Below are 13112 nucleotides of genomic sequence, written 5' to 3'. Positions count from 1 at the left end.
ATTGTCTCCGATATCTGCGTTGCACCTTCTGTTGACCCCCGCGTGCGGGTTGGAGAGTGAACATGAACCCAGTCACCTTAAAAAAACTCAAGCGTTTCAAGTCGATAAAACGCGGCTACTACTCCTTTGTCATCTTTACCACCCTGGTGCTGCTCTCCCTGCTGGCGGAGCTGCTGGTCAACAGCCGGGCGCTGATGGTGAGCTATCAGGGCCAGCTCCACTTCCCCACCTATGGTGACGTGATCCCGGGCCAGCACTTCGGGCTCGATTACGAGTACGAGACCAACTACCGCCAGCTGAAGGCCAAATTCGCAGAGGAAGGCAAGGGCGACTGGGTGCTGCTGCCCCCTGTGCCCTGGAACCCCTATGAGCAGGATTTCAAGCAGGATGCCTATCCGCCCTACGCCCCCAGCGCCGAGGAGCGCCACTTCCTCGGCACCGACACCAGCGGCCGTGACGTGCTGGCGCGGCTGGTGTATGGCTTTCGCATTGCCATCGGCTTTGCCTTTATCGCGTTGGCGGCCAGCTATGCCATCGGGGTCAGCATAGGCTGCATGATGGGCTTCCTCGGCGGTCGCTTCGACCTTGTGTTGCAGCGCTTTATCGAGATCTGGTCCCAGGTGCCGTTTCTCTACGTCATCATGATCCTGGTGTCGCTGGCCAAGCCGAACTTCGGCCTGTTTGTTGGCATCAACGTGCTGTTCGGCTGGATGGGGATCACCTGGTACATGCGCACCCTCACCTACAAGGAGCGGGCGCGGGACTATGTGATGGCGGCGCGGGCGCAAGGGGCGAGCACCAAACGGATCATCTTCAACCACATACTGCCCAATACCCTGATGATGATAGTCACCCTGGCACCGTTCGCCGTGGTGGGCAATATCTCGACTCTGACGGCGCTGGACTATCTGGGCTTCGGGCTGGCACCACCGACTCCGAGCTGGGGCGAGCTGCTCTCCCAGGGCATCAACAACCTGGATGCCATCTGGATCGTCAGCTCGGTCGTCGCGGCGGTGAGCCTGGTGTTGATCATGGTCTCCTTTATCGGCGAGGCGATCCGCGAGGCGTTCGACCCGCGCAAATTTACCCGTTATCAGTGACACGCGGCATGCTTCATCGCCGTGTGTATCCAACCCTTAATTGAGAAGCCCCCAGTGCAGGGGCCAGACTTGGAAGTCAAACATGAAAAATAAAATCAAATGGATAGGTGCTCTCTTTGTGCTGGTGAACGGATCCTGGGTGTGGGCGGCCAGCCTGCCTGCGGATCTCAAATGGGAGACCAACGACACGGATCCTGTGTTCGCCTCCCCCAAGGCGCTGCCGGGCGGCAGCCTCAACATGTTTGTCGACAGCTTTCCGCTGACGTTCCGCACCGTGGGGCCCGACTCCAACGGTGCATTCCGCTCCTTTATTCAGGACAACCAGTTACGGCTCATCAGCTTCCACCCCAATACCGGCAACCCCATACCCTCGCTGGCCACCCACTGGGCCATAGCGCCAGACAATCAGACCGTCTACTTCAAGCTGGATCCGCGGGCCAAATGGTCCGACGGCAAGCCGGTCAATGCCGACGACTACACCTTCGGCTACGAGATGATGCGCTCAAAAGAAATCCGCGCCCCTTGGTACAACAACTACTACACCACCGAAGTGGTGGCGGTAGAGAAGATCGATGACCACACCATTCTGGTCAAAACGGGCAACCGCAAGGCCAAGCTGGATCTGCTCAATACCACAGAGCTGTACCCTCAGCCCAAGCACTACTACAAGCTGACCCCCAACTGGGTGAAGCAGTACAACTGGGCTATAGCGCCCACCACTGGCCCCTATGTGATCAGCGACGTCAAGAAGGGCAAGTCGGTCACCTTCAGCAAGCAGCAGGGTTGGTGGGCAAAGGACGATCGCTACAACCAGCACAGATTCAACCTCGACACCATCAAGGTGCAGGTGATCCGCGACCACAACATCGCCTTCCGTCACTTCCTGAAAGGGGAGCTCGATACCTTCGAGATGATACTGCCCAACTGGTGGCATGAAAAAGCGGTCACCCCGGAGTACAAGAAGGGGTACGTGCAGAAGGTGATGGCCATGACAGACACCAAGCAGGGAGGTCAGGGGCTGCACCTCAATGTGGCCAATCCCAAGCTGGCGGACGTGAACGTGCGGCTCGGCATCCAGCACGCCTTCAACATCGACAAGATGATCGAGACAGTGCTGCGTGGCGACTATGACAGAGCCACCACATTCGGCTCGGGTTTTGGCGAGTTCACCGACATCCAGCTGCCGGAGCGGGCCTATGACATAGGCAAGGCGCGGGAGTACTTTGCCAAGGGCGGCTACGCCAAGCCGGGGCCGGACGGCATTTTGCAAAATGACAAGGGCGAGCGACTGACGCTGGCGCTCACCTACACCAGTCAGGAGCACTCCAAGCGACTGACAGTGCTGAAAGAAGAGGCCAAGAAGGCGGGTCTGGATCTGGAGCTCAATCTGGTGGATGGCGCCACCGGCTTCAAGGTGATGCTGGAGAAGAAACACGAGGCGGCCTGGATGGGCTGGGCTGGCGGTGGTCTCTACCCACAGTATTGGGAGTCGTTCCACTCCGCCAACGCCAACAAGCCGCAGACCAACAACCTGTTCAACGTGGCGGACAAGGAGCTGGACGCGCTGATCGACGCCTACAACGTCGAATTCGACATGGACACGCGGGCCAAACTCTCACAACAGATCCAGCAGCGGATCTATGATCTCGCCATCTTCGTGCCCGGGGTGCAGCTCAACTACGTGCGGGCCAGCAGCTGGCGCCATGTGATGCTGCCCGAGGTGCCCGCCACCAAGAACACGCCGGATCTGCTCTACTGGCCCATGGATGGCTATCCCCACAGTAGCGGCGGTCTGCTCTGGCTCGATCCCAAGGTGAAGGAAGCGACCTTGAAAGCCAAGGACGCGGACGAGGCGCTGGCGCCCATCACCCTGCTCGACAAGACCTATGCACATCATTGATGCCATTGAGCAGGGAGCAGCAGTCATGTCCAACACACAGGCCCCCATTCTTGAGGTAAGCGATCTCGAGGTGGAGTTTGCCGTCGACGACGGCAAGATCAAGGTGCTCGACGGGGTCAGCTTCAAGGTGGCCCCGGGCCAGACCCTGGGTATCGTCGGTGAGTCCGGCTGCGGCAAGAGCGTCACCTCGCTCGCCATCATGGGGCTGCTGCCCAAGCCCCACGGTCAGGTGGTGGCGGGATCCATCCGCTTTCAGGGAGAGGAGCTGCTCACTCTGGCGCCGGATCAGATGTACAAGGTGCGCGGCAACCGTATCTCCATGATCTTTCAGGAGCCGATGACGGCGCTCAACCCGGTGCAGACGGTGGGCGATCAGCTGATGGAGGTGTTCGGCCTGCACAGACCCGATTACAACCGGGCCCAGCGCAAAGCCGCGGCCATCGCCATGCTGCAGAAGGTGGGGATCCCGGAGCCGGCCCAGCGCTTTGCCGTCTATCCTCACAACCTCTCCGGCGGCATGCGCCAGCGGGTGATGATCGCCATGGCGCTCTCCTGCGAGCCGGATTTGCTCATCTGCGACGAGCCGACCACGGCGCTGGATGTCACCATTCAGGCCCAGATCCTGGAGCTGATGAAGGAGCTGCAGGCCCAGACCGGCATGGCCATCATCTTCATCACCCACGATCTCGGGGTGGTGGCCGAGCTGTGCGACGAGGTGGTGGTGATGTATGCCGGTCGCGCGGTGGAACAGGCGGATGTCTATGAGCTGTTTGACCACCCGCGCCATCCCTATACTCATGGCTTGATGAGCTCGATCCCGCGACTGGAAGATGTCCCCAAGAGCCTGCTCAAGACCATCAAGGGTCAAGTGCCCGCCCTGCACGAGATGCCGGCGGGTTGCCGCTTCTCCAATCGCTGCCCCCACGCCACCGACCTCTGCATAAGGGTCATTCCGGCGACCGAGCAGCTCGGTGCCCGGCATGGGGTGGCCTGCCATCACTGGAAGGAGTTGACGATATGACGGCGTTGTTGTCCGTGCGGGATTTGAAACAGCACTTCCAGCTTGGCGGTGGTTTTCTGCGCAAGAAGTATCGTGTCTATGCGGTAGATGGCATCAGTTTCGACCTCAAACAGGGGGAGACGCTGGGGCTGGTAGGGGAGTCAGGTTGTGGCAAGTCCACCCTGGGCCGTACCCTGCTCAAGCTGTTCGAGCCGACCGCAGGCCAGATAAGCTTCGAGGGGCGGGACATCACCCATCTCTCGCCCCGGGAGATGCGCTCTCTGCGCCAGGAGATGCAGATAGTGTTTCAGGATCCTGCAGAATCCCTCAACAGCCGCCACACGGTCGGCCAGATCCTGGAGGAGCCCTTCATTATCCACGGCAAGGGCAACACTGAGCAGCGGCGAGCCTGGGTGCTGGAGCTGCTGGACAAGGTGGGTCTGCCGAAGAGTGCGGTGGATCGCTACCCCCACGAATTTTCCGGCGGTCAGCGTCAGCGCATCGGCATCGCCCGGGCCATCGCCCTCAAGCCCAAGCTGCTGGTGTGCGACGAAGCTGTGTCGGCCCTCGATGTCTCGGTGCAGTCCCAGATTATCAACCTGCTGCTCAGCCTGCAGCGGGAGATGAACCTGGCCATCATCTTCATTGCCCACGACCTGTCGGTGGTGAAACACATCTCGGATCGCATTGCTGTGATGTATCTGGGACGGATCGTCGAGCTGGCGGAGGCTCAATCGCTCTATCTGGCACCACGCCACCCCTATACCCAGGCGCTCATCTCGGCCATTCCTGTGCCGGATCCGCGCCGTCGCAACCAGCGTATACTGCTGACCGGCGATGTGCCGTCCCCCATCTCGCCGCCGAGTGGCTGCCACTTCCACCAGCGTTGTCCCTATGCCACGGATCTGTGCCGTCATACGGCGCCGAGCCTGCATAACTGTGACGGGGCGGCTCATCAGGTGGCCTGCCATTTCCCCCTGGCGGAGGCGGAGGCTGTGCCTCTGGGAAAGGCGATATGATGCCGGTGTCCGCATCGCAACAGAGTGGCACGGGAGACAAGCAGTAAAAAAATGGGGCCTGTGGGCCCCATCTTCATGGTTGGAGTTCAGGTTTGGCCGTGGAACATCTGGCCAGGGCAGGACAGCGGCCCCGAGAGGGGATGGCTGTTGCAATGATTATGATGTGTGTAATTTTACTACGTTAGATCTCTTTCTCCGATGCATCAGGCACCGTAACGGAAGTAATACTCACGGGTTGACGGGGCGTAGGTGTCTTTCTCTACGGCGCCTTTCTTGCTGGTTGCACCCTTAAGGTGGAACAGTACTGCCAGGTTCTCAAACATATATTCACCTCATCGCTCTGTTATCTAGTTGTAGTGTGTGACCTGGGTCACAATTTGATCCTATGGCCTTATGTGAGCTGGATCAACTTTTTGTGTGGTAAATTTACATAAATCATGGAAAGGGTTTTCAAACCCAGTTCTGTTCATGGAGACGGTTTCAGAGCCACTCAGGGCACAATGGCGGGTCGGGAGTGATCTCTGATGGGCAGATGAAGGGCCAGGGTATTGAAAGGAAGGCGACCCTCAGGAGCCAGGTGTGCCTGGCGGTGGCGGCCACATGCGTGCAAAAAAATACCCCGCACTTGGCGGGGTATGCATCAGGTCGACTGCAAGTACAGAGGAACCGGCGCCTTATTTGGCCGGGATCTGCTCCAGCACGTGCACCAGCAGCTGCCAGAAGCGCTCGACCGCCGGGATGTGTACCTTCTCGTCTGGCGAGTGGGCACCGCGTATGGTCGGGCCGAAGGAGACCATGTCCCAGTCCGGATAGGCGCTCTTGAACAGGCCGCACTCCAGGCCTGCGTGGATCACCATGACGTTGGGCATTTCGCCGAACAGGGTCTGGTAGCTGTTGCGTACCAGCGCCATCACGGGGGAGTCCACATCCGGCGCCCAGCCAGGATAGGCCCCGGTAAATTCGCAGCTGGCACCGGCCAGATTGAACAGGGAGCGGGTCATCTGCTCGACGCTCTCGCGACCGGAGTCGATGAGGGAGCGGATCAGGCACTGCACATACACCTCGCCGTCGAGCGTCTTGATGACGCCCAGGTTGGTGGAGGTCTCGGTGACGCCCGGAATGGCATCGCTCATGCGCATCACGCCGTTCGGGCAGGCCATCAGGGAGTCCAGCAGGCGTGCCTGCAGGGTTTCGCTCATCAGCTTGGCCGGTTTCTCCTGAGCAGTGAGCAGCACTGTCAGGTTGGCTTCGGTGGCTGCCAGCTCGCTCTGGTAGATGCCGGCATAGCGGTCGACCAGGGCCTTGAATTCATTGACGTGGGCAGCGGGCACCAGCAGCTTGGCGCGGGCTTCGCGCGGGATGGCGTTGCGCAGGGTGCCGCCGTGGATTTCGGCCAGACGCAGGCCCAGCGGCTCGGCCGCTTTCAGCAGGCGCACCAGCAGCTTGTTGGCGTTGCCACGACCGCGATGGATATCGACCCCGGAGTGACCGCCACGCAGCCCCTTCACCTGCAGCTCGAACCCTTCGCCCTCGGTGGCGGCGACCAGCTCCAGTGGGAAGCGGATATTGGCATCCACCCCGCCGGCGCAGCCCATGTAGACCTCGCCATCCTCTTCGGAGTCGGTGTTGAGCAGGATCTCGCCTTCCAGCCAACCCGCTTCCAGCCCGAACGCGCCCGTCATGCCGGTCTCTTCGTCCGTGGTCAGCAGCACTTCCAGCGGACCGTGCTTGAGGTTTTTGTCGGCCAGCACGGCCAGGCAGCCGGCCATGCCCATGCCGTTGTCGGCGCCCAGGGTGGTGCCGCGGGCGGTGACCCAGTCACCGTCTATATAGGCATCGATGGGATCCTGGGTGAAGTCATGCTGGGTGTCGGCGTTGGCCTGGGGCACCATGTCGATATGGGCCTGCAGTACCACACCCTTGCGGTTTTCCATCCCCGGCGTGGCCGGTTTCTTGATGATGATGTTGCCGACGGCGTCTTGCTTGACCGCCAGGCCTTCCCCCTGGGCCCACTCGACTATCCAGGCGCTTAAACGGGCTTCGTGCTTGGAAGGGTGGGGGATGGAGCAGATCTGTTCGAAGAAATGCCAAATCAGTTGGGGAGAGAGAGAACTAAGCTGTGCCACGTCGGGACTCCTTACCAGCACGGAAATTGACCGGGCCCAGAGGGCCGAGGAAGAGGATAACGATAATACAGTCAATCACACAAAAATGTGAGCGATCAGCGCAAATTGCGCGCGGCTTGTGCTGGTAATCGGGTTGTTCGCAGCGTACAGCCGAGGTTGAGGTGACAATGCCCAGCACAAAAGAAATTGTGTGATGTACGTCACAAAAATATTGTGTTTATGGCGCCGGCTGGTAAATTGGTGGCAGTGGTTCGCCACCCGTCAGGATGACGATGAATGCCTCCAGGGAACCGAAGCAAAGCAAGTGCGCCTCCATGGAACCGAGTGTCTGTTCAAGGATCTGAGCCCGCATAAAGGTACGTAACTTGTTAAGCAATCAGGAGTTTTACTATGTCAGGCAGCAATTCAACCTATTGGTTTGCCCAATCGCTCTACACCCAGGGTTATAGCTACCCGAATCCCTTCGCTTACCGCTAAGCAGGGGCGCCCCGCCGGGGACAAGCAGCAAGATGTGAAGCAGCAGGTGAGTGAGGATGTCATCCTCCCCCTGCTATTTTTTTATCTGCAACGGGCGGGAACGGGTGTGGTGAAGCGTGGGCATATGCCTGACGCCGGGCGGGATGGCAGGGGGCCGGGACGCTTTTTCCTGCATTTCGCATACGTTTGCCAGTCAATTTATCCGCAAACGATGCTATCATGCCGGCCCAACAGCCTGTCTGCGGTCTTTCCTCCAAACGACATGGCCGCCAGCTATGCCCATCCTGCTTTCATTGCATCTGTTTTTGCTGCCGAGGTACCAGCCCTGAGGCCGCCAACGTGCAAGCCGAATTCGGGAAGCAGGGGCGCCAGCATTGACTCAGCCGCGCGTGAAAACGCGAGGTGATTATTTTTAAGTAATTGTTTTATATAACTCTTCGAGATCGATAACATGCCAAAAAAATTCTACGTGTCGTGGGATAACCTGCAACGTGAAGCGCGCCGTCTGGCCCGTCGTCAACTGCCCGTCAGCCAGTGGAAAGGGATCATAGCGGTCAGCCGTGGTGGTCTGGTACCGGCCGCGCTGATGGCCCGCGAACTTGGCATCCGTAATGTCGAAACCCTGTGCATCTCCAGCTACGACCACAACAGCCAGCGCGAGCTGGTGGTCGTCAAAGCGGCGACCACGGCCGGTGATGGCGAAGGTTGGCTGGTGGTGGAAGATCTGGTGGACACAGGCACTACCGCCAAGGCGATCCGCGAGCTCTACCCCAAGGCCAAGTTCATCGCCATCTTCGCCAAGCCCATGGGTGAGCAGCTGCTGGATGACTTCGAAGTCGCCATCCCGCAGGATACCTGGATCGAGCAGCCCTGGGACATGGCGCTGGAGTTTGCCCAGCCTATCTGCGACGAAGAGTAAGCACCGAATCAGCTTCACAGGGCTCCTATATGGAGCCCTGTTTTTTTATGGTGCAACTGGCTGCCGGGCGGGAAAAGTGGTTAAGATGGAGCCATTGCCTGACCGTATGAGTAATTACTTTGGACTTGAACGACGACCTTAACCTGACCGAGAAGCTGTTTACCCGGGTCAAGAAGGTGCTGGAGACCTCCGAGATCTCCAACAGCAGCCCGGTGGAAGAGCAAGATGCCAATCTGGACGAGACCTTTATCGATGGCTCCATGTCGTCGCGCTGGTATCGTCTGCTGCGCCGGCCAACCTGGGCCTGGCAGGGGGCGGATCCGGTCGAGGTGGAACAGACGCTGGCCTGCATCGCCATGGGAAAAGGGGAACGCACCCACGAGCGTTACCTGGATACCATCAAGGGCTATGTGTCCGGCAACTGGGTCTATGAGTGGAGCCAGCTGGCCGGCCGTTACTTCAATCAGGGCCGCGCCCTGGTGGAGCAGGGTGACTCGGCGGCAGCCCTGAAGGATCTGCTCAGGGCGGTGCGTTACTACTCCATCGCCAGTTATCCCCATCTGAAGAATGACGAGTTGGCGGATCAGGCCCAGTTGCTCGGCAACATGGCCTACCGCGAGGCGGGCCGCCTGTTCAAGGTGCCCCTCAAAGAGATACAGGTGCCATTTCGTGGCAAGAGCATTCAGGGCTACCTGCATCTGCCGACCACGGACAAACCCGTGCCCCTGGTCATCGTCAGCGGCGGCATCGACTCGTTGCAGGTCGATTTCCTCAACCTCTATCTCAAATGCCTGGAACCCAACGGCATCGGCATGTTGTCGCTGGATATGCCGGGTATCGGCTATGCCGAGCACTGGCCACTGGTGCAAGACACCAGCCGGCTGCATCAGGCCGTGCTGAACCACCTGTCCGAGGTGGCCTGGGTCGATCATCAGCGCATCGCCATGGTGGGCTTTCGTCTGGCGGGCAATGTGGCGGCGCGCCTCGCCTTCATCGAGCCGTTCAAGCTCAGGACAGTGGTCTGCATAGGGGCAGGCGTCAATCAGGTGTTCACCAATCAGGAGATGTTCGTCCGCTGCCCGCGCATGATGCGCGATGGCCTGGCGAATCGTCTGGGGGCCGACGCGGCCCAGTGGGAGTCGCTGCGTACCAAGTGCCAGGTATTTTCCCTCAAGACGCAAGGATTGCTGGGGACTCGCACTCCCGTGCCGATACTAAGTATCGGACACAAGAAAGATTTTATTTGTCCCGAGCAGGATGTACGGGCATTGGCGTCCGCCAGCCGCAATGGCAAGGCGGTGGTGTTCGACAAGCAACCCTTGCTGGAGGTGTATGACGAGGCGTTGAAAGAGATGGTCGACTGGCTTAAAAAGCACCTATGTACATGATATAGCGCTAAAAAAATAACGTCATCCCAGGATGATGTGGCTTGTTCAACAGGGAGGTTAACATGTCAGAAAGAGTGACCTACAAGCGACTGCTGAGGCAGTTTGCCGCGATTGGCCCCTATTTACGTGAAGATCTGTGTGAAGAGGGGCGTTACCGTTTCGACTGTCTCTCCGTCTGCGTCAGCGCCAAACCGGCGCCGGACAAGCGGGAGTTCTGGGGCTGGTGGCTGGTGCTGGAGCAGCAGGATCACAGCTTCAGCTATCACTATCAGGTCGGTTTCTACAATGCGGAAGGGGCCTGGATCAACAAGCCAATCCCGAAGAAGCATCAGGTGGAAGTCGATCGCACCCTCAACCGCTTCTACAAGCTCATCAGTGACAAGCTCACCTCGCTTGAGTGTCGGCTCTCCCCTGCCGAGCAGGTGACCAACGAGCTGACCGTCACCGCCGCCTGATGTACTGATGCCCTGCGAGCCGTCCACTCACTCGCAGGGCCATCTTGTCTCGCTGCCCGCCGTTATCCATTCCTCTCTTCAAGCCTGCCGCCTCTTGCCACAGGGCAAGCTTCCCTGGTCCACGCAGCGCTTGCGGGCTTAATTGCCTTGCAGGGCAACAGGGCCGTGGGTATAAAGGGATTCCTTACTTTTCAGCCTTCTTGCTCCCATGGAAAACAGAACCATAGTCGTCAAACTGGGCACCAGCGTGCTCACCGGGGGATCTTCCCAGCTTAACCGTGCCCACATGGTGGAGCTGGTCAGACAGTGTGCGGCCCTGCACCGTCACGGCCACAGAGTCGTGGTGGTCACCTCGGGGGCCATAGCCGCCGGGCGTGAACATCTGGGTCACCCCCCACTGGCGCCTACCCTGCCCAACAAGCAGATGCTGGCGGCGGTTGGCCAGACCCAGCTCATTCGGGTATGGCAGGATCTGTTCAACCTCTATGGGCTGCACATCGGCCAGATGTTGCTGACCCGCGCCGATCTGGAAGACAGGGAGCGTTACCTCAATGCCCGCGATACCCTGCGCACCCTGCTCGATCACCGCATCATTCCGGTCATCAACGAGAACGACGCCGTGGCGACCGCCGAGATCAAGGTGGGTGACAACGACAACCTCTCCGCCCGCGCCGCCATTCTGGCCGATGCCGACTTGCTGATCCTGCTGACCGATCAGACCGGCCTGTTCACCGCCGATCCGCGCAGCAACCCGGATGCCCAGCTGATCGAAGAGGTGCAGACCATAGACGACACACTGCGCAAGTTGGCGGGTGGCAGCGTCGGTGGCCTCGGTACCGGTGGCATGGCGACCAAGCTGCAGGCGGCCGACGTGGCGCGCCGGGCCGGGGTCAAGGTGGTGATTGCCACCGGCCAGATGCCGGAGGTGATAGGCCGTCTCGCCAAGGGCGAGCGCATCGGCACCCTGTTCCCGGCGCTGGCCTCGCCGCTGGAAGGGCGCAAGAGCTGGATCCTGGCCGGCCCGCCCCCGCACGGTGAAGTCCAGGTGGATCAGGGCGCCGTGGCCGCCATGCAGGATAAGGGCTCCAGCCTGCTGCCCAAGGGCATAGTCTCAGTGAAGGGGGATTTCGTGCGCGGCGATGTAGTGCGCATTCTCGATCCCAAGGGCGTCGAGCTGGCCCGCGGCATCTGCCGTTACGACCATCTGGAGCTGGAGAAGCTGCGGGGCGTTCACTCGGATCAGATAGAACAGATATTGGGCTATGGCTATGGCGCCGTGGCCATTCACAGAGATGACATGGTGCTGCTGTAAGGCCGCCGGTTCGCTACGGCGATCATGGGCCATTTACCGAGATAACATGGTGCTGCTGTAAGGTGGCACCCAGAAAGGGACAAAATCATGAGTCTGGAGAAAATGGGGCAGGCGGCCCGCGAAGCCGCCTATCAGCTGGCTACCATCAGCACGGCGCAGAAAAACCGGGCGCTGGCCGCCATCGCCGATGAGCTGGAGGCGCGCAGCAGCCAGATCCTGGCCGCCAACGACAAGGACATAGCGGCCGGCCGCGAGGCCGGACTGTCGGACGCCATGCTGGATCGCTTGCTGCTCAACCCGGCCCGGCTGGCGGGGATAGTGGCGGACGTGCGCAAGGTGATCACCCTGGATGATCCGGTCGGTGCCGAAATCGACAGCCGGGTGCTGGAGAACGGCCTGCGCCTCTCTCGCCGCCGGGTGCCCATCGGTGTCATAGGCGTCATCTACGAGGCGCGTCCCAATGTCACCATCGACATCGCCAGCCTCTGCCTCAAGACGGGCAACGCCAGCATCTTGCGCGGCGGACGCGAGACCTTCCACTCCAACCTGGAGCTGGTGCAGGTGATCCAGAGCGCGCTGGCCGCCTCCGGCCTGCCACGCGATGCGGTACAGTACATAGACAATCCGGATCGGGCGCTGGTGGGCGAGCTGCTGCGTCTCGATCGCTACGTGGACATGATCATCCCCCGCGGTGGTGCCGGGCTGCACAAGATGTGCAAGGAGAACAGCTCCATCCCCGTCATCATTGGCGGCTTTGGCATCAGCCATGTCTTCGTGGACGAGAGCGCAGATCTGGCGCGCTCGCTGGCGGTCATCGACAATGCCAAGGTGCAGCGCCCCTCCGCCTGCAACGCCCTCGATACCCTGCTGGTGCATGAAAAGGTGGCCGCCGCCCTGCTGCCGCAGCTGGTCAGCCTGATGAACGAGCGCAAGGTGGCCCTGGTGGCCGCCCCCAACGCCATGGCGTTGCTAGCTGGCGCCGACACGCTGCGCGAGGCGGGCCCGGAAGACTTCGATACCGAGTGGCTCTCGCTGACTCTGGGAGTCCGGCTGGTGGCGGACGTGAACGAGGCGCTGGCCCACATGCGCGAGCATAACGCCGGCCACTCGGATGCCATCCTCACCAACGATCTGAGCAATGCCGAGCGGTTCGTCAATGGCGCCGGTTCGGCCGCCGTCTACGTCAACGCCTCCACCCGCTTCACCGACGGTGGCCAGTTCGGGCTGGGTGCCGAGGTGGCGGTCTCGACCCAGATGCTGCACGCCCGCGGCCCCATGGGACTGACCGAGCTCACCAGCTACAAGTGGGTGGGATTGGCGGATTATCTGATCCGTGCCTGAGGACGTTGCCAACGCCTGCTGGAACCATGCCGACTCAGGTCGGCATTTTTATGCTCTTTTCTTGCGCCCCATCAG

Annotated in this window: 10 protein-coding genes; 9 read left to right on the top strand and 1 reads right to left on the bottom strand. The window is 60.4% G+C overall.

The window, feature by feature from the left end; translation table 11 throughout:
• Positions 1 to 56 precede the first annotated feature (56 nt).
• The 4 genes from AACQ95_RS11340 to AACQ95_RS11325 all read left to right on the top strand — a co-directional run bounded on the left by AACQ95_RS11340 (position 57) and on the right by AACQ95_RS11325 (position 5019).
• The gene (locus tag AACQ95_RS11340) at positions 57 to 1100 is read left to right on the top strand and encodes an ABC transporter permease (protein ID WP_241278630.1); all 1044 of its coding nucleotides are present in this window, start codon (positions 57 to 59) and stop codon (positions 1098 to 1100) included.
• A gap of 82 nt (positions 1101 to 1182) precedes the next feature.
• Positions 1183 to 3000 carry an extracellular solute-binding protein gene (locus tag AACQ95_RS11335; protein ID WP_241278629.1) on the top strand — a complete coding sequence of 606 codons (1818 nt, stop codon included), beginning with the start codon at positions 1183 to 1185 and terminating at the stop codon, positions 2998 to 3000.
• A gap of 25 nt (positions 3001 to 3025) precedes the next feature.
• Positions 3026 to 4021, top strand: coding sequence for an ABC transporter ATP-binding protein (locus AACQ95_RS11330; RefSeq protein WP_241278628.1), 996 nt, complete (start codon positions 3026 to 3028; stop codon positions 4019 to 4021).
• Positions 4018 to 5019 carry an ABC transporter ATP-binding protein gene (locus AACQ95_RS11325; RefSeq protein WP_241278627.1) on the top strand — a complete coding sequence of 334 codons (1002 nt, stop codon included), beginning with the start codon at positions 4018 to 4020 and terminating at the stop codon, positions 5017 to 5019. Before AACQ95_RS11330 ends, AACQ95_RS11325 begins: the two co-directional genes overlap by 4 nt.
• A gap of 674 nt (positions 5020 to 5693) precedes the next feature.
• Here the strand turns inward: AACQ95_RS11325 and AACQ95_RS11320 are convergent.
• Complete coding sequence (locus tag AACQ95_RS11320; RefSeq protein ID WP_042866766.1) at positions 5694 to 7145, bottom strand: aminoacyl-histidine dipeptidase; 1452 nt, start codon at positions 7143 to 7145, stop codon at positions 5694 to 5696.
• A 928-nt stretch (positions 7146 to 8073) separates the two neighbouring features.
• Between AACQ95_RS11320 and gpt the strand changes: the two genes are divergently transcribed.
• The 5 genes from gpt to AACQ95_RS11295 all read left to right on the top strand — a co-directional run bounded on the left by gpt (position 8074) and on the right by AACQ95_RS11295 (position 13037).
• On the top strand, positions 8074 to 8541 hold the full coding sequence (gene gpt / locus AACQ95_RS11315) for a xanthine phosphoribosyltransferase (protein WP_042866764.1): 468 nt from the start codon (positions 8074 to 8076) through the stop codon (positions 8539 to 8541).
• A gap of 119 nt (positions 8542 to 8660) precedes the next feature.
• Positions 8661 to 9929, top strand: a complete 1269-nt coding sequence (gene frsA, locus AACQ95_RS11310; RefSeq protein WP_241278626.1) for an esterase FrsA — start codon at positions 8661 to 8663, stop codon at positions 9927 to 9929.
• Positions 9930 to 9991: 62 nt separating this feature from the next.
• Complete coding sequence (gene crl, locus AACQ95_RS11305; RefSeq protein WP_043138124.1) at positions 9992 to 10384, top strand: sigma factor-binding protein Crl; 393 nt, start codon at positions 9992 to 9994, stop codon at positions 10382 to 10384.
• Positions 10385 to 10592: 208 nt separating this feature from the next.
• Positions 10593 to 11696 carry a glutamate 5-kinase gene (proB, locus tag AACQ95_RS11300; RefSeq protein ID WP_103472602.1) on the top strand — a complete coding sequence of 368 codons (1104 nt, stop codon included), beginning with the start codon at positions 10593 to 10595 and terminating at the stop codon, positions 11694 to 11696.
• An 87-nt stretch (positions 11697 to 11783) separates the two neighbouring features.
• Positions 11784 to 13037, top strand: coding sequence for a glutamate-5-semialdehyde dehydrogenase (locus tag AACQ95_RS11295; RefSeq protein ID WP_241278625.1), 1254 nt, complete (start codon positions 11784 to 11786; stop codon positions 13035 to 13037).
• Positions 13038 to 13112 lie beyond the last annotated feature (75 nt).

Origin of the sequence: Aeromonas sp. MR19 (assembly GCF_963899305.1) — a bacterium.
GTDB classification, from domain to species: Bacteria; Pseudomonadota; Gammaproteobacteria; order Enterobacterales; family Aeromonadaceae; genus Aeromonas; species Aeromonas bestiarum.
Note: the sequence above shows the minus strand (reverse complement) of the source record. Positions and strands in the feature narration are given on the sequence as shown.

Excerpts from the sequence above, each read along its gene's own strand:
- gpt (WP_042866764.1), top strand. The coding sequence starts at position 8,074 with ATGCCAAAAAAATTCTACGTGTCGTGGGATAACCTGCAACGTGAAGCG.
- proB (WP_103472602.1), top strand. The coding sequence starts at position 10,593 with ATGGAAAACAGAACCATAGTCGTCAAACTGGGCACCAGCGTGCTCACC.
- AACQ95_RS11295 (WP_241278625.1), top strand. The coding sequence starts at position 11,784 with ATGAGTCTGGAGAAAATGGGGCAGGCGGCCCGCGAAGCCGCCTATCAG.
- AACQ95_RS11325 (WP_241278627.1), top strand. The coding sequence starts at position 4,018 with ATGACGGCGTTGTTGTCCGTGCGGGATTTGAAACAGCACTTCCAGCTT.
- crl (WP_043138124.1), top strand. The coding sequence starts at position 9,992 with ATGTCAGAAAGAGTGACCTACAAGCGACTGCTGAGGCAGTTTGCCGCG.
- AACQ95_RS11335 (WP_241278629.1), top strand. The coding sequence starts at position 1,183 with ATGAAAAATAAAATCAAATGGATAGGTGCTCTCTTTGTGCTGGTGAAC.
- AACQ95_RS11330 (WP_241278628.1), top strand. The coding sequence starts at position 3,026 with ATGTCCAACACACAGGCCCCCATTCTTGAGGTAAGCGATCTCGAGGTG.